Raw genomic sequence first — 20,086 nt, 5'->3', positions numbered from 1 at the left:
GGACCCGGGGGGGAACCGGTCGGAAGGCGGCGGGCGTTCTCACCACCAGGAGAGAGGGGTGGTGGCGCACATGCACATGCAACCCTGGTCGCCGTACGGGGGTGGCAGCCCGATGCTGGCGTCGACGGCCGACCGCGAGCGCGCGGTCGACATACTCCGGGCCGGGTTCGCCGAGGGGCGCCTGGCCAAGGCCGAGTTCGAGGAGCGGGTCGCCCGGGCGTACTCCGCGCGCACCCAGGGGGACCTCTCCGTCCTGGTCGCCGACCTTCCGCACGGTCCCGTCCCCACACTGCCCGCGCCGCCCGCCTACGCGCCGGCGCCGGTGCACCCGCCGCGGTCGTACGCGACGGCCACCAACGGCAAGGCGGTCGCCGCGCTGGTGCTCGGCATCCTCACCATGGTCAGCGGCGGTGTCACCAGCCTCCCCGCGGTCGTCCTCGGGCACATGGCGCGCGGCGAGATACGGCGGACCGGGCAGGAGGGCGACGGCTGCGCGCTGGCCGGGCTGGTGCTCGGCTGGCTCTGGGTGGCGGGGTGGGGCCTCGTCTGGCTGTTCACGGTGCTTGCCAGGCTGCGGTAGCGGGCGGAGAGCGGCTCGGCGGACGCCTGCGGGGCGCGGCCCCGGGGGAGGGCCACGGGGGACTGCCGGGAGGCGTCCGTGGGGGAGACGGCGGGGGAGGTGGCTGTGGGGGGTGGCCACGACAGCGGGCCGGAGCCCGTGCGCTACTCCCGCACGGCGAGGCCGTGCGTCACTCCTCCCGCACGGCGAGGCCGTGCGTGACTCCCGCGCGGTGCGGCTGTGGGGGCACGTCGGGCACGTCGGCACGTCGGCACGTCGGCACGTCGGGCACGTCCGGGCGTCACTCCGTGCCGCGGTGCCCCGGGTCGCTCCCGCGGGCTACTGCTGCACGGTGAAGCCGTGTGCCGCGCCCAGACGGCGCAGCGTGGTCATGCCCGGGATGCCGTCCGCGTCCGCGCCCGAGTAGCCGCAGCGGCGCTGCCAGGCCGCGTAGGCGGTGACGGTCTGCGAGCCGTAGTGTCCGTCCGCGTACCGGGCGGCCAGCAGCCCCTCCGCCACCAGGGCCCGCTCCACCGTCTTCACGCCGGAGTAGGTGACGGGTGTGCCCGACGCGGGCGGGTCGGCCTTGGCGGCCGCCACCAGCCGCGAGAGGTCCACCACGGGCTGCGGGGGCGGGGTCGGGACGGCGGCGCCGAGACGGGAGGCGATGCGCTCCCGCATGGTGGCCATCGAGAAGCCGCGCGGGTCGATCTTGGTGTTGGTCCACTCCTTGTGGGCGATCACCGAGCGCGCGCTCCAGCGGTGGGCCCGGCACAGCGCCGCGGACGCCGCCTCGATCGCCTCCAGCTGCGCCGCCGGCCAGGGGTCCTTCCCGTCGCCCAGGTTGACGCACTCGAAGCCGTAGAAGCGGGCGTTGCCGTCGGTGTTGTTCTCGTTCGGCGCCGGCAGCCCCGCGGACTCGGCGATCACCGCGCGCAGGACGTCGTCGTCGCCCAGTCCGGCGTGGTTGGCACGCCCGTTGCCGACCAGGTGCACGGTGCCGTCCTTGGCGATGACGCCGTGGCAGAGCGGGCCCGGGAGGTCCGACCTGCCGTCGAAGCACAGGCGCACGGTGGCGTCGGTGCCGCTGGTCACCGTGTGGTGGATCATCACGCCGTTGACCGGGCCCCAGGCGCCCTTGGAATTACGGTTGTTGGTGCGCCAGCCGGAGTGCTCGACCACCTTCACGCCCTCGTTGCGGAGAGCTCTGACGAGGGCGTCGGCGGTCAGGGGTGAAGCCATGGTGGTTTCCCTTCGCTCGCGGTATGCCTGTTGGCTCTCATTCCCTTGTGTCGTAAATCTCAACAGAGGCGCGAGGGCCTTCCTCCCGCGCGAATTCCTGGTCTGGAAGGCGAGTTGTGTGCGAGGCGATGCGAGGGGGGGTGTGCCCGGCCCTCGGGGCCGGACACACGGGGTCACTGTGCGGATTGCATGAAGGGCTGGAGATGCTGCAGACGTGTGGGGTGGTCGGGGTGCGAGGACAGGATCCTGGTCAGCGGGCCTGGTCCGGCGGGCGGCTTTCCGGTCTGCGCGATGACGGCCTGCTTTGCAAGCGCCTCCTCCTGGTGGAGGCGGTACAGCACGGAGGCCAGCATGGGGGCGAACCCGAGTTCGGCGGCGTGCCGATCGGCTCGGAGTTCGGCGCGGCGGCCCACGGCTGCCAGGGCGTAAGGGGAGAGGAGGACCAGCAGGGGCAGGCCGTACAGAGTCGCCACGCTGGCGAGGGTGAAGACAACGGTCATGATGCCGAGGATCGCGACGCCCATGACGGAGAAGGCGGCCGCCACCCGGAAGAGCACGCGGATGACGAACCGCATGACCTTCCATGCCAGCCTGGCTGGCAGGGAGTACCAGTATCCGAGCAGCGAGGACCAGGCGTGTCCTCCGACATGGTGGCCCAGTTCGTGGGCGAGAACGGCGGCCAGTTCGCCGTCGGAGAGATGCTGCAGCGAGAACCGGGTCACCCCGACGATGTGGCCGGCTGCGGCAACAGCGTTGAGATCCTCGCTGTCTTCGACCCACAACTGGTAGTTGTCGGTGTCGATCCCGGCCCGGCGGGCGACCTGGTCCCAGATCTGGGCGAGGCGGGCGTGTTCCTGCGGCAGTGGCTGGCGCAGGCCGAGTACCCGGCGGGCGAAGACGCGCTCCGAGGGTCGGTGGAAGACGAGCAGGCCGCTGGCCAGCCAGAGAAGCAGCAGGACAAGTTCCAGCCTGGTGGCCAGTGACAGTAGCGCCATGACGCCGAAACTGCAGAGAAAGTGCGGCAGGTAGACCATCAGGTTGCCGACGGCGGTGGAGTCGGTGCGGCGCTGATCGGCCCGGATGAGCCGGCGGCCCTCTTCCGTCTCAAGCTGGTGGCCGGGCGGGAGGAAGCCCTTAGGGACGTTCTGCGGTGCCGCGGGCGGCGGTGCGAGCGGCGGGACGGTCCCGGGCCCGGCCTGGGGCTGGTGCGCGGCGGTGGCAGGGGCCGGTCCTGGCGGCTGCTGAGGCATGGAGGGAACAGCAGGAGGTACGGGGCTCTGAGGCGACCCGGGCTGAGGCGCTAAGCCCTGGGCCGCGGGGCTCTGGGCTGCCGGGTACAGAGGTGCTGAGTGCGGGGGCAGCGGAGAGCCGGGCGTGGGTGCCGGTGGCGCCAGATAGTCGGGTGCCGGGTACATCGGTGGTTCTGCGGCCGGGTACTGGGGCGACGGTCCGGGCCCGGTTACGGCACCGGGGTATTGCGGCGGCACGTTGAGGGACGCCGCTGTCGAGGGGGGTGCTTGCGGGTACGCGGGGGCCGTGGGCGAGCCGGGTGCCGGATCCGCGGGCGCCCCGGGATCCTGCGGGGGCGCGGGCCGCAGGGGATACGGGGGAGGCTGGGAGGTCATGGGTCTCCTTGCTCTGCATCGAATTGCTGTGGATCAAATCGCTGTGGCTCGAAGGTGACGCCGTGCTGATCAGCCGATCAGCAGGGAGATGGGCATCGTGATCACGCCCGCGCAGTAGCTGAACAGGCCCAGACGGATCCACTGGTGCTTGCGAGTGGCGATGCGGCTGGACTCGGCGAGAGCCGAGGACAACCCGGCCGCGGGGTCTCTTCCGGTCTCCCGGAGAGCGTCGTCCAGGAGGCCCAGACGGGCGGCCTGCTGGATGTCGCCGAAGTAGGACAGAGGATGCCCTGGCGTCCACGTGGCCCTGCGGTAGCGAGGCCAAACCGCGCTGAGGAGGGAGATGAGGGAGACGACGAGGGCTACGCAGCCGACCCACCACAGCGGGGCCCCCGCACCGGTGAGGTCGCTGGGGCTCCACTTCTGCCCGGCGATGAGCCCGCTGAACGCGCCCGCTGTGATGCCCAGTGCGGCGACCAGCACGGAGGCCTTGGTGTCTGCGCGGGCGATCTCCGTGCGCAGATCGGCCAGCAGCCGTTCGGCGATTCCCGCCTGACTGCGAGGCGACCCAGCCCCCGGGTCGCTGGCGACCGGGTCGGGAGACGTCATGCTCAGTGATCCTCCTGCTGGGACTGTTCCTGCGAAGGCGCGGTGGGCGTGCTGCCGTAGCCGGGCGGCGGCTGCCATGCTGGCGGTGCCGCGACGTCCGGGCCCGGGGCGGCGGGTTGCGGTACGGCGACCGGTACGGAGCCGGGCGGGGCGGCCTGTGCGGTGAACCCGGCGGCGTGGGCGAGCCGTGGATCGGCCGACAACCCCGGGGACCCCGGAACCCCCTGTGTACCTGGTGCGCCAAGGGCACCCGGAGCAGCGGGTGCCTCTGGAGCGTCCGGAGCTCCCGGGCCGCCACCGTTTGGCGGGAGCATGGGCGGTGTGTGGGCGACGCCAGGGAGACGCTGGTTGAGAATGTCTGTCACGGTGCGCAGGGCCAGTTGCCGGGGGGCGTCCAGCTCGAAGCGTTCGGCTGCGTTGCCGCCCAGGAGGGTTTGCACCAGGCTCATCTGGTCGCGGATCATGCGCAGTTGGTCCTCGCGCATGCTGTTCATCACCGTGAGCGAGTCCCCGGGGTGCTGGGCCAGGTGCAGCGCCCAGGCGTGCACGCCGCCCTGCTCGAGGTGCCACTGATAGAACTCGACCTTCTTCTGTTCGAGTTGCATCCGTTCGAGCTCGTACCGTTCCTGCTGCATCCGCAGCTGGTGTTGCCGGTTCAGCTGTGCGGCGTCGACACCGAGACCCAGCTCCGCGACGTGGATCTGCTCTGCCGCGCTGATGGAGGCGTGGTCCCGCCGAACCCTGACGCTCCAGGTCGCGAGCAGACCCGCGGTGGTGCCGAGCGGACCGGCAATGGTCACGGCGTCAACCAGTGCAGACTCGGCGTTCGCGCTGTCGGATATGTGGAAGCGGCGTGCCTCGGGGCGGGCGGTCTGCTGGAACTCGGCCAGCAGCAGGGTGTGCACGTTGCGGTGGCCGCTGCGGACGAAGGCGACCGGGTCGACGACCTGCCAGGAGAACTGGGCGTCGACGGTGAACTCCACGGCGTCGTTGTCACTGGGGAGGGTGAACGCCTCGGTGAAGCTATGGACGCCCATGTCTACTTCGTAGAGAGCGGTGCACCGACGGGTGGCGATCTCGGATCGGCTGGGGCGTTCCGGTGGCAGGTAGGGCACGTACTCGCCCTTGGCGGTGGAGAAGACCAAGGCGTGCTGGATGCGTGCGGTGTGCTTGAGCGAGAACTCGAAGCGGGAGAGCTGGCGTACGGACAGCACCGGGTCGGTCAGTTGGGTGCCGCGATCCGCCTGCTGGTACCACTCGGGCTGGTGGAGGCTGGCCATGCTTCGTTACTCCGGTCGGTGGAGGTCAGTGGAAAGGAAGAATGGAGGACAGACGGTCCGCGGCTTTCGGCGGCGGCGCCCCGTCCTCACCGGGCATGGTGCGGAGGAGATGGCTCAGCCGCTGGGCGTCGGTGCGGACTTCGACCAGCCGGGGCAGGAGGGCGGCGAGGGCCCACTCGGTCTCCCCGGAGTGGGCCGCGGCGAGGACCCAGGTCCGCATGATGTCCAGGGCCTCCTCGGTGGTGCTGAGGTCCGACAGGACCCGTCGCCACAGCAGGGGGATCAGCCGCGCGGCCGGGGTCTCCTTCCGGGCTGCCCGGGCGTACCGGCCGAGAAGAAGAGGCGGTCCGTACGGTTCGTCGTCCTCGGTGTGCCCGCAGGCGGCGAGGAAGCCGTGCAGGGTGAGGGTCCTCACGGCGATGTCGTCGTCGAGATGGGCCACGAGTTCGTCGAGGACTTCTTCACCGGCCGAAGAGTGGATCAACAGTTCGACAGCTTCGACGAGTTCCTGGGCGGACCGGAGATCGAAGCTGTCCGGTGCGCCGAGACTGCCGTAGAGGCGGCGCACGGCTTCGCGGAGTGAGGAGAGCGCCTGCCGGGCTCGTTCCGGGCCGATGAGGGCGTAGCCTCGCACGGCCACCCAGCGGCGGTGCCGGTCGCCGTTGCGGGACCACTGGTCAAAGATCCGGGGGATGTTGGGCGTGCCGAGCATGTGCGCGAGGGCCAGGGCGTTCACCGCGGCCTGCCGCTGCCGTGCCGAGCGGGAGGAGGCCCAGGGCTGAATCAGCAGGGCCATCGCGGACGGCAGGTCCGCGCGGGCCAGGACAGCCGCCGTGAAGGCAGCGCGGGTACGGACCAAGGCCCTGCCGTCCTCGGCGAGGCGACGCAGCCAGCCGATGAGAGCGGGCCGGGCCGACGGGTGGGCGGACCACAGTTCGCGGAGCAGCACAGGGGCGGTGCGGTCGTCGATGAAAGCCGCCTTGCGCTGGACGACTTGCCCCCACTCGGTGTTTTCCTCTCCCTCGTACTGCTGGGCGCGGGCCGCCTGGAGACGCTTGCCGGCGTCCATGCCGAAGACGGGTACGTCGAGCGTGCGGGAGGGATTCTCGGTGCGCTGCAGGAGGCGGTACAGGTCGTCGCCCACCTCGGCAGTGAGGGCGTAGGGGCCTCCGTCGAAGGCGGCGAGCGCGATCAGGAAGGCTTTCTCCCGGAGAGGCAGAGAGTTCTCCTCGTCCGCGAACCATTCGCCTACCTGCTTCTCCACCATGGCGAGGGAGAAGTTCTCGACTGCTCCTGCATCGCCCTCACCACTGGCGTGCAGGGCGAGCACTGCGGCGAACTCCGTGGTCTCCCTCAACTGGTGGCTTCGCCCGAGGAACTCCTGGACGGCGGGCAGGGCCAGCAGACGGGCCGTGGCTCCCGGACCGGTGAGAGAGTGCAGACGGGAGGTGAGCACCTGGTGAGGTGCAGGCGGCGTCCATTCGCTGTTCGGCACTTCCTCCAGCACTGCGGTCCGGTCGACTGTGATTACCAGATATGCGTTCCGCTGTCGCAGCCGGGCGGCGGCGGCCAGCAGGTGGGACTCGCGCAGCGGGTTGCCACGGCGGGTGGCAAGGTCGCACAGGACGAAGCCGCGGGCGGGGCGGGCCTCGTCGTCGAGGCCGGCGCAACGGTCGGCGAGGTCCTTCGGGTCGGTGTCGCGGTCGAGGAGGTGGACCGGGGATGCGCCCAGGGTGTGCAGCAGTTTCAGCGCGGCAGTACGGCGGCCGGTGAAACGGGAGCCGGAGAGCACCAGGCAGCGGTCGTCGCGCAGTCGAGCGAGGAGTGTCTCGAAGCCGTCCGGGGCCACGAAGGATGCGGCCAACCGCTCCAGAGCGGCCTGGGGTACCTCGCCGGAGGCATTGCTCGTGGCGGGACGGGACCAATGGTGGATCTCGGTCTTGCTGCCCATGATGACGTCACCGGTGACCTGACCACCGCTGACGCCGTGCTGGTCCTGGCCGGCCATGCCGCCGCCGAATCGGGCGTGGGAGCCGAGCTTCAGGGAGCGAGGGCTGTGGTCGAACAGGTCCTGCCGTGCCGACCATGCATTCTGCGGCAGCTCCTGCTCCTCCGACGGCTCCTCGGCGGTGAGGGGGCTGTCCGGGTCGGCCGGCGTCTCCTCCGCCGGAGGGGTGATCGTCACTGGTCCTCCCGCCCGACATGCCTGCCGCCCATCACGACATCGCCGGTCACGTGACCGCCGCTGACACCGTGCTGGTCACCGCCGGCCACGCCGCCTCCGAAGGTCACCACTCCGTTGAAGTTGAAGACGGGACCGGTCTGGGCGGGAGCCTCGGGCTCGGCTGAGGACGGCGGGGCGGCCTGCGTCGCCCCAGGCCCGGCGGGCGCCGCCAGCGTCGTGGGGACCTCGGCGGCTGCCGTCTCCGGGGCTGCCGGGTGCGGAGAGGCGGTCTGCGGGGTGGGCGCCACCGACTGTGCCGGGGCCGCGGCAGGCACGGGGCCGTGCAGCCAGGCCCGGAGGGGCCCGTTCTTGCTGTCCACGGTGATCCGGTGGAAATCCTCGGTGACGATTCCGTGGTGCCCATGCCGCACCACACCCGCGTACAGGTTTTCCGAGACACAGAGCACGAAGTCCGACGACCGCTCCCGAAGCGCTGCGCGGAGCAGTGGTGCGTCGAGCAGACGGCAGGCGTGATTGAGGTCGGAGCCGACCCAGCCGTGCTTGTCCACCGCTACGTACCCGGTCGCGAGCACGCAGCGCAGCCGGATCTGCGCGGAGCTCGATGCCATGCGGTTGACGGCCCGCAGCCGGGCAGGGACCTCGGTGAGCAGCGATCTCAGGAGGGCGGTGACCGAGGCGTTGGCATCGATCAGTTCCATGACCGAGTCGCCCGCGTCCTGGCGCAGCCGCTGGTTCTCGTCGATGCCCGCAGCCGCGAGCGCCCGGTCGGTGACGTCGTAGAGCATGCGGCGCAGGTAGGCCTGCTCCACGTCGTCACGGTCGCTGAACCGTTCGATGTCGAGCAGGAAGATGGTGCGGTTGACGGGGTCGGTCATGGTCGCCCTTCGCAAGTGCCCGGATGTACGGCTCAGACAATGGGGCACGTGAGGGTCGGGCTGTGAGGACTTATGGCCCACCGGAACTGTGACGGTGTGCACAGAGCGACACGCGTGCACGGTGGTGGGATCAGCGACCAGCGATGCGGCGCAGCACCTCCGGGCTGCGGACGACCAGGGTGCGCCGACCGGTGAGGACGGCGTCACGGCCGCGCAGGTCGCGCAGCATGCGCTGGACCATTTCCCGCGACGCGCCCACGGAGCCGGCGAGCTCCTGCTTGCTGAGCGGGACGATCAGCTCGATGCCCTCGGGAATGCGGCGGCCGTGCGAGCGGGCGAGGTCGAGCAGCAGGGAGGCGAGGCGCTCCCGCACGGACAGGGACGCGAACTCGAGACGGCGCCGGTCGGCGGCGCGGGTCCGGTCGGAGGTGAGGCCGAGGAGCGCTAAGGCGGCGGCCGGGGAGCGGCTCAGGAAGTCCCGGAACCTGTCCTGCTCCACGACCACGGCCCGCACGGCCTCCAAAGCGGTGACGGTCGCCGACCGGGGCCGTCCGGTCAGGACGGCGGCCTCGCCGATGATGTCGCCGGGCCCGCGGAGGGCCAGCAATGCCTCGTAGCCGTTGGCGGCGGAAGCGGTGACCTTGGTCCAGCCCTGGGTGAGCAGGAGCACGTAGGAGGAGGGTTCCTGCTGGTGAAAGAGTGTGACCCGGGCCGCGAAATCCATCGGCCGGCCGAGTGCCAGCAGCGCCGTGCGGTCCTCCCTCTCCAAGCGGGCGAGGAAGGGGACGCGATCGTCCAGGGCGCTGTCCTCGTACAGCTCCGGTGCCGCGGCATTGTCCATGAGGCCCCCCTCTTGTGGTTCCCGCTCCGCCGTAGAAGATCTGACGGTCACCAGTGTTTGTACAGGCCAACGGAGTGAGGGGAGTAGAGATCCGGTCAGGCGCGTTGGATCGGGCGACGGACCGGCCGAGGCCGAGGCAGAGCCGGGGCCGGACACGGGCGGCCCGGCTGACGGCGGCGCCGCGCCCGACGTGAAGACGAAGGGGCGGCGAGCGAGCGTCCCTGGCGAGGTCGTGGGACTGCGGCCGGCAACGGTCGCGAAGGGTGTCCGAGGATCAGGAAGGACCCTGGGGCATTTGTTTTGACCACGGCGTATGCGGTAGGTACGCTCAGACCTTGTGCCTGGGGTGTGCCCTGGCCCCCTTGCGTGCCTTTCCACCGCAAGGGGAGTCCGCACCGGCCACCGTGATCTGCGCAGTTCTCGCCTAGCGGCGAAGGTCCGCCGGATTCGACACACCCGACCGCGTGGGTCGGTGACGTTCCAGGTTAGCTTCACCATTCGGCACACAGAAACCGGAGAAGTAGTGCCTACGATCCAGCAGCTGGTCCGGAAGGGCCGGCAGGACAAGGTCGAGAAGAACAAGACGCCCGCACTCGAGGGTTCCCCTCAGCGTCGCGGCGTCTGCACGCGTGTGTTCACGACCACCCCGAAGAAGCCGAACTCGGCCCTGCGTAAGGTCGCGCGTGTGCGTCTGACCAGCGGGATCGAGGTCACCGCTTACATTCCGGGTGAGGGACACAACCTGCAGGAGCACTCCATCGTGCTCGTGCGCGGCGGCCGTGTGAAGGACCTGCCGGGTGTTCGCTACAAGATCATCCGTGGCTCCCTCGACACCCAGGGTGTCAAGAACCGCAAGCAGGCCCGCAGCCGCTACGGCGCCAAGAAGGAGAAGTAAGAATGCCTCGTAAGGGCCCCGCCCCGAAGCGCCCGGTCATCATCGACCCGGTCTACGGTTCTCCTCTGGTGACCTCCCTGATCAACAAGGTGCTGCTGAACGGCAAGCGCTCCACCGCCGAGCGCATCGTCTACGGCGCCATGGAGGGCCTTCGCGAGAAGACCGGCAACGACCCGGTCATCACGCTGAAGCGCGCTCTCGAGAACATCAAGCCGACCCTCGAGGTCAAGTCCCGCCGTGTCGGTGGCGCGACCTACCAGGTTCCGGTCGAGGTCAAGCCCGGCCGCGCCAACACGCTGGCCCTGCGCTGGCTGGTCGGTTACTCCCGCGCCCGTCGCGAGAAGACGATGACCGAGCGTCTGCTCAACGAGCTTCTCGACGCCTCGAACGGCCTCGGTGCGGCCGTCAAGAAGCGCGAGGACACGCACAAGATGGCCGAGTCCAACAAGGCCTTCGCGCACTACCGCTGGTAGTCGCAGACCCCATCGAGACCGAGAGAAGACTGAAGCCTTATGGCTACCACTTCGCTTGACCTGGCCAAGGTCCGCAACATCGGGATCATGGCCCACATCGACGCGGGCAAGACGACCACCACCGAGCGGATCCTGTTCTACACCGGCGTCAGCTACAAGATCGGTGAGGTCCACGACGGCGCCGCGACCATGGACTGGATGGAGCAGGAGCAGGAGCGTGGCATCACGATCACCTCTGCTGCCACCACCTGTCACTGGTCGCTGGAAGACGTCGACCACACCATCAACATCATCGACACCCCGGGTCACGTCGACTTCACCGTCGAGGTGGAGCGCTCCCTGCGCGTGCTCGACGGTGCCGTGACGGTGTTCGACGGCGTCGCCGGCGTGGAGCCCCAGTCCGAGACGGTGTGGCGTCAGGCCGACCGTTACGGCGTTCCGCGTATCTGCTTCGTGAACAAGCTGGACCGTACCGGCGCGGACTTCTTCCGCTGCGTTGACATGATCGTCAACCGCCTGGGCGCCCAGCCGATCGTCATGCAGCTGCCCATCGGTGCCGAGGCCGACTTCGTCGGTGTCGTCGACCTGGTCCGCATGAAGGCCCTGGTCTACTCGCCCGAGGCCACCAAGGGCGAGATGTACGACGTCGTCGACATCCCGGCCGACCTCCAGGACCAGGCCGAGGAGTACCGCGGCAAGCTGGTCGAGGCCGTCGCCGAGAACGACGAAGAGCTGATGGAGATGTACCTCGAGGGCAACGAGCCCACCGAGGAGCAGCTCTACGCGGCGATCCGTCGTATCACCATCGCGTCCGGCAAGGGCGGCGGCACCACCGTCACCCCCGTGTTCTGCGGCACCGCGTTCAAGAACAAGGGCGTTCAGCCCCTGCTCGACGCCGTCGTGCGCTACCTGCCGTCGCCGGTCGACATCGAGGCGATCGAGGGCACGGACCCGAAGGACTCCGAGACCGTCGTCACGCGCAAGCCGTCCGACGACGAGCCGCTCGCGGCCCTCGCCTTCAAGATCATGAGCGACCCGCACCTCGGCAAGCTCACCTTCGTCCGGGTGTACTCGGGCCGCCTGGAGTCCGGCTCTTCGGTGCTGAACTCCGTCAAGGGCAAGAAGGAGCGCATCGGCAAGATCTACCGCATGCACGCGAACAAGCGTGAGGAGATCGACTCGGTGGGCGCCGGCGACATCATCGCCGTCATGGGTCTGAAGCAGACCACGACCGGTGAGACGCTGTCGGACGACAAGGCCCCGGTCATCCTGGAGTCCATGGACTTCCCGGCGCCGGTCATCCAGGTCGCCATCGAGCCCAAGTCCAAGGGTGACCAGGAGAAGCTGGGTGTCGCCATCCAGCGTCTCGCGGAGGAGGACCCCTCCTTCCAGGTTCACTCGGACGAGGAGACCGGCCAGACCATCATCGGTGGCATGGGCGAGCTGCACCTCGAGGTGCTGGTCGACCGTATGCGCCGTGAGTTCAAGGTCGAGGCCAACGTCGGCAAGCCGCAGGTCGCGTACCGTGAGACGATCCGCAAGGCCGTCGAGCGCGTGGACTACACCCACAAGAAGCAGACCGGTGGTACCGGTCAGTTCGCCAAGGTGCAGATCGCGATCGAGCCCATCGAGGGCGGCGAGGCGTCGTACGAGTTCGTGAACAAGGTCACCGGTGGCCGCATCCCGAAGGAGTACATCCCTTCGGTGGACGCCGGTGCGCAGGAGGCCATGCAGTTCGGCATCCTGGCCGGTTACGAGATGACCGGCGTGCGCGTCACGCTGCTCGACGGTGGCTACCACGAGGTGGACTCCTCCGAGCTCGCCTTCAAGATCGCCGGTTCGCAGGCGTTCAAGGAGGCCGCGCGCAAGGCCAGCCCCGTGCTGCTCGAGCCGATGATGGCCGTCGAGGTCACCACGCCCGAGGACTACATGGGTGAGGTCATCGGCGACATCAACTCCCGTCGTGGCCAGATCCAGTCCATGGACGAGCGGGCCGGCGCCCGTGTCGTCAAGGGCCTGGTTCCGCTGTCGGAGATGTTCGGCTACGTCGGCGACCTCCGCAGCAAGACGTCGGGTCGCGCGAGCTACTCGATGCAGTTCGACTCCTACGCCGAGGTTCCGCGGAACGTCGCCGAGGAGATCATCGCGAAGGCCAAGGGCGAGTAACTCCACCGAGTTCCACGCTTTAGGCTTGACTCCGTGCCTCCAGGGGCATTCCGGCGCGAACCGTAAGGAACGCGCGGGGATGCCCCGAGGGGCCGGGCATTCCAGCAAAGATCACCTGGCGCCGATGAAGCAAGGCGTTCAGAACCACTCCCAGGAGGACCCCAGTGGCGAAGGCGAAGTTCGAGCGGACTAAGCCGCACGTCAACATCGGCACCATCGGTCACATCGACCACGGTAAGACGACCCTCACGGCCGCCATTACCAAGGTGCTGCACGACGCGTACCCGGACCTGAACGAGGCCACCGCGTTCGACAACATCGACAAGGCTCCTGAGGAGCGCCAGCGCGGTATCACCATCTCCATCGCGCACGTCGAGTACCAGACGGAGGAGCGTCACTACGCCCACGTCGACTGCCCCGGTCACGCGGACTACATCAAGAACATGATCACCGGTGCCGCCCAGATGGACGGCGCGATCCTGGTGGTCGCCGCGACCGACGGCCCGATGCCGCAGACCAAGGAGCACGTGCTCCTGGCCCGCCAGGTCGGCGTTCCGTACATCGTCGTCGCCCTGAACAAGGCCGACATGGTGGACGACGAGGAGATCCTGGAGCTCGTCGAGCTCGAGGTCCGTGAGCTCCTCACCGAGTACGAGTTCCCGGGCGACGACGTCCCGGTCGTTCAGGTCTCCGCGCTGAAGGCGCTCGAGGGCGACGAGAAGTGGGCCCAGTCGGTCCTCGACCTCATGAACGCCGTCGACACCGCCATCCCGCAGCCGGAGCGCGACGTCGACAAGCCGTTCCTCATGCCCATCGAGGACGTCTTCACGATCACCGGTCGCGGTACGGTCGTCACCGGCCGTATCGAGCGTGGTGTCCTGAAGGTCAACGAGACCGTCGACATCATCGGCATCAAGACCGAGAAGACCACCACCACGGTCACCGGTATCGAGATGTTCCGCAAGCTGCTCGACGAGGGCCAGGCCGGTGAGAACGTCGGTCTGCTCCTCCGTGGCATCAAGCGCGAGGACGTCGAGCGCGGCCAGGTCATCATCAAGCCGGGTTCGGTCACCCCGCACACCGAGTTCGAGGCCCAGGCCTACATCCTCGGCAAGGACGAGGGTGGTCGCCACACCCCGTTCTTCAACAACTACCGCCCGCAGTTCTACTTCCGTACGACGGACGTGACCGGCGTCGTGACCCTCCCCGAGGGCACCGAGATGGTCATGCCGGGTGACAACACCGAGATGAAGGTGGAGCTCATCCAGCCCGTCGCCATGGAGGAGGGCCTGAAGTTCGCCATCCGTGAGGGTGGTCGTACCGTGGGCGCCGGCCAGGTCACCAAGATCGTCAAGTAAGTCCGCTTGCTTGAGGGTCACTCGCTGACCTGAGCTCTTGTGGCTCAAGGAAGGCCCGCACGACGTCTCGTCGTGCGGGCCTTTCGGCGTTTTCCAGCCACCTCGCCGCGACTCTGTTCAGGGGCTGAAGGGGGGCATATGGGCCCGCACGATTTTCGTGCGGGCCCTCGTCGTTTTCGAAATCCGAGCCCCGCGGGGCGTCCGCCCCCGCGGCCCCGAGACACCCGGGGCGGGTGATTCCATAGGCGATTTCCGGATGTTCCCGGTGGTGTTCGCGTTTCGAAAGTTTTCGTTGGTGACGACCCATTGTCGTGCCCAGATTGCTGCTCCAGCATTTGTCAGGCCGGTTACCAAAATCAGCCGAGGAGTGGGTGAGCCATGCGCGGAGACGTCAGCCGTAGGTCCGTACTGGGTACGGGGGCAGCGGCGGGCCTGGTGGCCCTTCCCATGGTCGGCGGGGTGGCCGGTACCGCGTACGCGGACCAGGGCGGCGTGGGGCGCGGCGCGGCCGGAGGGGGGCCGCGCCGCACCGACGCCGGCGCCTACGTGGTGTTCCGCGCGGAGAAGGGCGCCTTCCCGCTGGTGCGCAACGGGCACGCCGCCCCGGTGCTGGTCGACGAGCGGGACCACGCGGGCGTCGTCCGGGTGGCCGAGGACCTGCGGGCGGACGTCGAGCGGGTCACCGGCGTGAAGCCGGGCTCGCGGGCCGGCTCGGCCCGCGAGGTCGTCATCGTGGGCACCCTGGGCCGCAGCGAGCTGGTGGACCAGCTGGTGGAGTCCGGGAAGCTGGACGTGTCCGCGATCCGAGGCAAGTGGGAGACCTCCCAGCAGGCCGTCGTCGAGCGGCCGATGAAGGGCGTGGACCGCGCCCTGGTGATCGTCGGCAGCGACCAGCGGGGCGCGATCTTCGGCGCCTACGACGTCAGCCACGGCATCGGCGTCTCGCCCTGGTACTGGTGGGACGACGCCAAGCCGGTGCGGCGCCGCGAGATCTACGTCAAGGCCGGTTCCTGGACCCAGGGCACCCCGGTGGTGAAGTACCGCGGCGTCTTCATCAACGACGAGAACCCCAACCTCGGCACCTGGGCCCCGCAGTTCTTCGGCCCGGGCAAGGCGGCGGGCTTCGAGGGCGGCTTCAACGCGGCCTTCTGGGAGAAGGTCTTCGAGGTCATCCTCCGCCTGAAGGGCAACTACCTCTGGCCGGCCGTGTGGGGCCGGGCGTTCGCCGAGGACGACCCGGAGAACCACGCCCGCGCCACCGCCTACGGCGTCGTCATGGGCACCTCCCACGAGGCCCCGATGATGCGCGGCATCGAGGAGTGGAACCGCCACGCCAAGGCCGCCGTCCGTGACTCCGCGGGCAACATCACGACCCCGGGCAGCGACCCGTACGGGGGCACCGGCGAGTGGTCCTTCCGCCGCAACCGCGCCGCCATCGAGGCGTACTGGCGGGAGGGCATCGAGCGGATGCACCGTGAGGACTTCGAGGGCGTGGTCACCCTCGGCATGCGCGGCAACGGTGACGTCAGCCTGCCGGACGGCGACGGCATCGAGCTGATGGAAGACATCATCGCCACCCAGCGGCGGATCATCGCCGAGGTGTTCGGCTCCGAGACCGCGGTGCCGCAGGTGTGGACCCTGTACAAGGAGGTCCAGCGCTACTGGAGCCGCGGCCTGCGCGCCCCCGAGGACGTCACGGTCGTCCTCTGCGACGACAACTGGGGCAACCTCCGGATGCACCCGGACCCCGACGAGCCCGCCCGCTCCGGTGGTTACGGCATCTACTACCACTTCGACTACGTCGGTGCCGGCCGCAACTACAAGTGGGTGGACACCACGTCGCTGCCGAACATGTGGGACCAGCTCCACCAGGCCGTCGCCTACGGCAACCACGGCCTGTGGATGACCAACGTCGGCGACCTCAAGGGCAACGAGGTGCCCACCCAGTTCTTCATGGACTACGCCTGGGACCCGCAGCGCTGGGAGCTGGAGAACATCCCGGAGTGGGAGCGACGCTACGCGGAGCTGCACTTCGGCGAGGAGCACGCCGAGGCGATCGCCGAGATCCTCTCCCGGTACGCCCACCTGCAGCAGCTGCGCAAGCCGGAGCTGCTCAACCGCCGGATCACCCTGGACCCCACCAAGGACCTCGCCAAGGACGACAGCGCGGTCGTCCAGGACGACCAGCAGACGCCGTTCCACTGGGGCGAGCTGGAGCGCGTCACCCAGGCGTGGCGGGAGCTCGACCGGGACGCGGCCCGCGTCGCCCGGAAGCTGCCGGCCTCCGCCCAGGACGCCTGGTTCGAGCTGGTCGGTTACAACGTGGCGGCCACGGCCAACGTGTACTACCTGCGTGAGGCCGAGTTCACCAACATTCTCTACGCCCGCCAGGGCCGCGCCCTCACCAACGAGTACGCGGACAAGGCCGAGGCGGCTCTCCAGGAGGACTTCCGCCTGCAGGACGTCTTCAACACGGAGATCGCCGACGGCAAGTGGAAGGACTTCCAGCTCCAGCCGCACATCGGTTACGGCGACGTCGAGCGCTACGGCCCCAACGCCCCGTGGCAGCAGCCCGAACTGAACAACGTGGCCATCAAGGACGAGATCTTCCCGAAGGTCCGGCGTATCGAGGTGCCGGCCGCGGCGGAGATGGGCGTCGCGGTCAGCGGCTCCGAGGACTGGTGGCCGCAGGCCGAAGTGGCGGCGGTGCTCCCGGAGTTCAGCCCGTACCGCACCGGCGACGACGTGTACGTCGAGATCTTCAACCGCGGTTCGCGCTCCTTCGACTACCGGGTGACCTCCTCGGCGCCGTGGCTGCGGGTGGAGCGCACCCGCGGCACGGTCGGCAAGCAGGTCCGGCTCACGGTCTCCGTGGACTGGAACCGCGCGCCGTCCGGCCGCACCGAGGCGGAGCTGACGATCGAGGGCACCGGCCGCACCGTCACCGTGAAGGCGGTCGCCGACCGGGTCTCGCCGCGTGGCCTGAAGGGCTTCGTCGAGGCCGGCGGTTACGTCGCCGTCGACGCCCACCACTACTCCCGCGCGGTCGCCGCGAACGGCGTCGACTGGCTGCGGATCGACGGCATCGGCCGCAACGAGGCGGGCATGGAGCCGGTGCCCGTCACCGCCGCCGCGCAGACCCCGGGCGCGGGGTCGCCGTACCTGGAGTACGAGGTCACCCTGCTGACCCCGGGCGAGGTCACCGTCTGGGCCTACGTGTCGCCGCGCAACCCGGCGCTGAACCGTCCGGGCCTGAAGTACGCGGTCTCCTTCGACGACCAGGCCCCGCAGGTCGTGGACATCATCGCGGCGACCGGGCCGGACGACGGCGGGATGAACAAGCGCTGGGCGCGGCACACCTCCGACAACGTCAACCGCACGTCGTCGGTGCACACGGTCGCCAAGGCCGGTGTCCACAAGCTGCGGTTCTGGGTGGTCGACCCGACCGTCGTCCTCCAGCGGCTGATCGTCGACACCGGCGGGCTCCCGGAGACCTACCTCGGCCCGGTGGAGAGCCACCGGGTCCGCTGAGACCAGGGGCGCCGGCCTGGGGAGGTCCGGCGCCCCTTCCTCCCCGCTTCCCCTCCCCACCGCCGCCGCCCCCACGCGGGGCCGCGCGGCGGCCGGCGGCCGCTGACGCCTCGCGCAGCGCCGCCACGCATCACCGGCACACGCACCACCGACACACGCACCACTGACACACGCACCACTGACACACGCACCACTGACACCAAGCACCATCGAGAGGACCGCAATGAAGCACCTCCGTGCCGCTGCCGCCGTCATGGCGAGCGGGGCGCTGCTGTTCACCGGCGCCGTCACCTCCGCGCAGGCCGCTCCCGCCGGCCCGCACCACCACCAGGCCAAGGGCGCCCCGCTGAAGGCCCTGGCCGCCCGCAGCCACCTGCTCTTCGGCACCGCGGTCAACATGGACGCCCTCGCCGAGGACTCCACGTACCGCAAGATCACGGCCCGTGAGTTCAACTCGGTCACCGCCGAGAACGTGATGAAGTGGGAGACCCTCCAGCCGCAGCGCGGGGTCTACGACTTCAGCGCGGGCGACGACCTGGTCGACTTCGCCCGCGCCAACGGCCAGGGGGTCCGCGGCCACACCCTGCTGTGGCACAACCAGCTCCCGGGCTGGCTGACCTCGGGCGTGGCCGACGGCTCGATCTCCAAGGACGAGCTGCGCCAGATCCTGCGTGAGCACATCACCACGGTGGCCAAGCACTACAAGGGCAAGATCTACCAGTGGGACGTCGTCAACGAGGTCTTCGAGGAGGACGGCAGCTACCGTCAGTCCCTCTGGTACCAGCAGCTCGGCCCGTCCTACATCGCGGACGCCTTCCGCTGGGCCCGCCAGGCCGACCCCCACGCGAAGCTGTACGTGAACGACTACAACGTCGAGGGCGTCAACGCGAAGTCCACCGCGTACTACAACCTGGTGAAGGACCTGCGCGCGCAGGGCGTCCGGGTGGATGGCTTCGGCATCCAGGGCCACCTCAGCACGCAGTACGGCTTCCCGGGCGACATCCCGCAGAACCTCGAGCGCTTCGCCGACCTGGGCGTGGAGTCCTCCTTCACCGAGGTCGACGTGCGCGGCGTGATGCCGATGGACGAGGCCAAGCTGAGCCGCCAGGCGGACTACTTCAGCGGCATGCTGGACGCCTGCCTCAACCAGAGGAAGTGCACCTCGTTCACCATCTGGGGCTTCGCCGACCAGTACTCGTGGGTGCCCGGCGTCTTCTCGGGTGAGGGCTCCGCCAACATCTACGACGAGTCCTACGCCCCCAAGCCGTCCTACTGGGCGGTGCGTCAGGAGCTGGCCGAGGGCCGCAACTGACCCACACGGGCCGCTGAGGCCCGCATCCCCCCTGCCCGGTCGACGCGGCAGGGGGAACCGGCTCCGGCGGGCACTTCTCCACCCCGCGCCGCCCGCCGGTGACGCGCCCCCGCCGGAGTCCTCCATCACTCCGGCGGGGGCGCACTGCCGTGCGGGGTCCGCCCACGGGGACGCGCCGGGCACCGCCCCCTGGACGCCGCCGTTCCCCCGGCCCTTGCACGTGCCCTTTCGAGGGCCCAAGCTCCGTTCATGGAGCTGGAGTTGCGGCATCTGAGAGTGATCAGGGAGATAGCCGACGCGGGCAGTCTGACCCGCGCGGCGACAGCGCTGGGACTGTCCCAGCCCACGCTGAGCGCGCAGCTGAAGAGGATCGAGCGCACGCTGGGCGGAGTCCTCTTCGAGCGCGGCCGGCTCGGGGTACGGGCCACGCCCCTCGGTGAGCTGGTGCTGGCGCGGACCCGTGTCGTGCTGCCGGCGGTGGAGGAACTCCAGCAGGAGGCCGCGCTGTTCGCCCGCACCCGCTCCGGCCTGCGGCGTTTCCGGCTGGGCGGTACCCACGGGCCGTTGCTGGGCGGCCTGCTCGCCCGGCTGTCCGACGAGGAGTCCGGCGTCCCGGTGTCCACCATCACCACCTGGTCGGAGCGGGAACTGGCCACCCAGGTCTCCGACGGGCGGATCGACTTCGCGCTGGTCGGGGTGTGCGGGTCCGCGCATCCGCCGGCCGCGCCGCAGGTGTCCTGGCGGGAGATCGCGGTGGACGCCGTGCACGTGATGCTGCCGGCCACCCATCCGCTGGTGGGGCGGGCGGAGATCGACCTGGCCGAGCTGGCCGGTGAGGACTGGGGAGCGGTGCCGGGGGACGGCTGCTTCGCCGACTGCTTCTCCGCGGCCTGCACACGGGCCGGGTTCACCCCGCGCAGTCTGTACGAGACGGACACCTCGTCCGTGGTGCACCTGGTGCAGGTGGGGCGGGCGCTGGGGCTGGCGCGGGCGACGTTCCCGGCGACGCCGGGCATCGTGACGCGGCCGCTGGCCCGTACCCCCCTCACCTGGCGGCACCTGCTGGGCTGGCAGGGCGCGGCGCAGCCGGCCCCGGCCGTCGACCTGGTCTTCACGCAGGCGCGGGCGGCCCATG

General features: G+C 69.7%; 15 protein-coding genes. 8 read left to right on the top strand and 7 right to left on the bottom strand.

Annotated elements, in window-relative coordinates; genetic code table 11:
• Positions 1 to 70 precede the first annotated feature (70 nt).
• Positions 71 to 580, top strand: a complete 510-nt coding sequence (locus HW445_RS02205; protein WP_257230774.1) for a DUF1707 and DUF4190 domain-containing protein — start codon at positions 71 to 73, stop codon at positions 578 to 580.
• A gap of 318 nt (positions 581 to 898) precedes the next feature.
• Here the strand turns inward: HW445_RS02205 and HW445_RS02200 are convergent, their stop codons facing one another.
• The 7 genes from HW445_RS02200 to HW445_RS02170 all read right to left on the bottom strand — a co-directional run bounded on the left by HW445_RS02200 (position 899) and on the right by HW445_RS02170 (position 9,216).
• Complete coding sequence (locus tag HW445_RS02200) at positions 899 to 1,801, bottom strand: N-acetylmuramoyl-L-alanine amidase (RefSeq protein WP_180219329.1); 903 nt, start codon at positions 1,799 to 1,801, stop codon at positions 899 to 901.
• A 173-nt stretch (positions 1,802 to 1,974) separates the two neighbouring features.
• Positions 1,975 to 3,051 carry a M48 family metalloprotease gene (locus tag HW445_RS02195; RefSeq protein WP_257230773.1) on the bottom strand — a complete coding sequence of 359 codons (1,077 nt, stop codon included), beginning with the start codon at positions 3,049 to 3,051 and terminating at the stop codon, positions 1,975 to 1,977.
• A 444-nt stretch (positions 3,052 to 3,495) separates the two neighbouring features.
• Positions 3,496 to 4,035 (bottom strand): Pycsar system effector family protein, encoded by a 540-nt coding sequence (locus HW445_RS02190; RefSeq protein ID WP_180219327.1) that lies wholly within the window; start codon positions 4,033 to 4,035, stop codon positions 3,496 to 3,498.
• 2 nt (positions 4,036 to 4,037) lie between these two features.
• The gene (locus HW445_RS02185; protein WP_180219326.1) at positions 4,038 to 5,315 is read right to left on the bottom strand and encodes a hypothetical protein; all 1,278 of its coding nucleotides are present in this window, start codon (positions 5,313 to 5,315) and stop codon (positions 4,038 to 4,040) included.
• 25 nt (positions 5,316 to 5,340) lie between these two features.
• Entirely contained in the window at positions 5,341 to 7,500 is a 2,160-nt protein-coding gene (locus HW445_RS02180) for a hypothetical protein (RefSeq protein ID WP_180219325.1), read from the bottom strand.
• Positions 7,497 to 8,375 (bottom strand): hypothetical protein, encoded by an 879-nt coding sequence (locus HW445_RS02175; protein WP_180219324.1) that lies wholly within the window; start codon positions 8,373 to 8,375, stop codon positions 7,497 to 7,499. The genes HW445_RS02180 and HW445_RS02175 overlap by 4 nt, the downstream gene beginning before the upstream one ends.
• Before the next feature lie 130 nt (positions 8,376 to 8,505).
• On the bottom strand, positions 8,506 to 9,216 hold the full coding sequence (locus tag HW445_RS02170) for a Crp/Fnr family transcriptional regulator (protein ID WP_180219323.1): 711 nt from the start codon (positions 9,214 to 9,216) through the stop codon (positions 8,506 to 8,508).
• Between the two features lie 523 nt (positions 9,217 to 9,739).
• On the opposite strand from HW445_RS02170, the gene rpsL reads away from it, so the two are divergent.
• The 7 genes from rpsL to HW445_RS02135 form a co-directional block, all read left to right on the top strand.
• A complete protein-coding gene (gene rpsL / locus HW445_RS02165) occupies positions 9,740 to 10,111 on the top strand; it encodes a 30S ribosomal protein S12 (protein WP_003948652.1) in 372 nt (123 codons plus the stop codon).
• A gap of 2 nt (positions 10,112 to 10,113) precedes the next feature.
• Positions 10,114 to 10,584: a 30S ribosomal protein S7 gene (gene rpsG, locus HW445_RS02160; RefSeq protein ID WP_003998848.1), complete on the top strand. Its 471-nt coding sequence runs from the start codon at positions 10,114 to 10,116 to the stop codon at positions 10,582 to 10,584.
• Positions 10,585 to 10,623: 39 nt separating this feature from the next.
• A complete protein-coding gene (fusA, locus tag HW445_RS02155) occupies positions 10,624 to 12,750 on the top strand; it encodes an elongation factor G (protein WP_180219322.1) in 2,127 nt (708 codons plus the stop codon).
• Positions 12,751 to 12,914: 164 nt separating this feature from the next.
• Positions 12,915 to 14,108 carry an elongation factor Tu gene (gene tuf, locus HW445_RS02150; RefSeq protein ID WP_108954826.1) on the top strand — a complete coding sequence of 398 codons (1,194 nt, stop codon included), beginning with the start codon at positions 12,915 to 12,917 and terminating at the stop codon, positions 14,106 to 14,108.
• Between the two features lie 378 nt (positions 14,109 to 14,486).
• Positions 14,487 to 17,639, top strand: a complete 3,153-nt coding sequence (locus HW445_RS02145; RefSeq protein WP_180219321.1) for a glycosyl hydrolase 115 family protein — start codon at positions 14,487 to 14,489, stop codon at positions 17,637 to 17,639.
• A gap of 223 nt (positions 17,640 to 17,862) precedes the next feature.
• Positions 17,863 to 18,951 carry an endo-1,4-beta-xylanase gene (locus tag HW445_RS02140; RefSeq protein ID WP_180219320.1) on the top strand — a complete coding sequence of 363 codons (1,089 nt, stop codon included), beginning with the start codon at positions 17,863 to 17,865 and terminating at the stop codon, positions 18,949 to 18,951.
• A 249-nt stretch (positions 18,952 to 19,200) separates the two neighbouring features.
• Positions 19,201 to 20,086, top strand: an 886-nt coding sequence (locus tag HW445_RS02135; protein WP_180219319.1) for a LysR family transcriptional regulator, incomplete at its 3' end; no start/stop codon positions are given.

This window comes from Streptomyces sp. UH6, from assembly GCF_013421635.1.
In the GTDB taxonomy this organism is placed as follows: Bacteria; Actinomycetota; Actinomycetes; order Streptomycetales; family Streptomycetaceae; genus Streptomyces; species Streptomyces abyssomicinicus.
The sequence above is the reverse complement of the archived record's forward strand: the minus strand, read 5'-3'. Positions and strand labels throughout refer to the sequence as shown.

What these genes read in the sequence shown, in the direction of transcription:
- HW445_RS02205 (WP_257230774.1), top strand. Translation starts at nt 71, where the DNA reads ATGCACATGCAACCCTGGTCGCCGTACGGGGGTGGCAGCCCGATGCTG.
- HW445_RS02200 (WP_180219329.1), bottom strand. Translation starts at nt 1,801, where the DNA reads ATGGCTTCACCCCTGACCGCCGACGCCCTCGTCAGAGCTCTCCGCAAC.
- HW445_RS02195 (WP_257230773.1), bottom strand. Translation starts at nt 3,051, where the DNA reads ATGCCTCAGCAGCCGCCAGGACCGGCCCCTGCCACCGCCGCGCACCAG.
- HW445_RS02190 (WP_180219327.1), bottom strand. Translation starts at nt 4,035, where the DNA reads ATGACGTCTCCCGACCCGGTCGCCAGCGACCCGGGGGCTGGGTCGCCT.
- HW445_RS02185 (WP_180219326.1), bottom strand. Translation starts at nt 5,315, where the DNA reads ATGGCCAGCCTCCACCAGCCCGAGTGGTACCAGCAGGCGGATCGCGGC.
- HW445_RS02175 (WP_180219324.1), bottom strand. Translation starts at nt 8,375, where the DNA reads ATGACCGACCCCGTCAACCGCACCATCTTCCTGCTCGACATCGAACGG.
- HW445_RS02170 (WP_180219323.1), bottom strand. Translation starts at nt 9,216, where the DNA reads ATGGACAATGCCGCGGCACCGGAGCTGTACGAGGACAGCGCCCTGGAC.
- rpsG (WP_003998848.1), top strand. Translation starts at nt 10,114, where the DNA reads ATGCCTCGTAAGGGCCCCGCCCCGAAGCGCCCGGTCATCATCGACCCG.
- fusA (WP_180219322.1), top strand. Translation starts at nt 10,624, where the DNA reads ATGGCTACCACTTCGCTTGACCTGGCCAAGGTCCGCAACATCGGGATC.
- HW445_RS02145 (WP_180219321.1), top strand. Translation starts at nt 14,487, where the DNA reads ATGCGCGGAGACGTCAGCCGTAGGTCCGTACTGGGTACGGGGGCAGCG.
- HW445_RS02140 (WP_180219320.1), top strand. Translation starts at nt 17,863, where the DNA reads ATGAAGCACCTCCGTGCCGCTGCCGCCGTCATGGCGAGCGGGGCGCTG.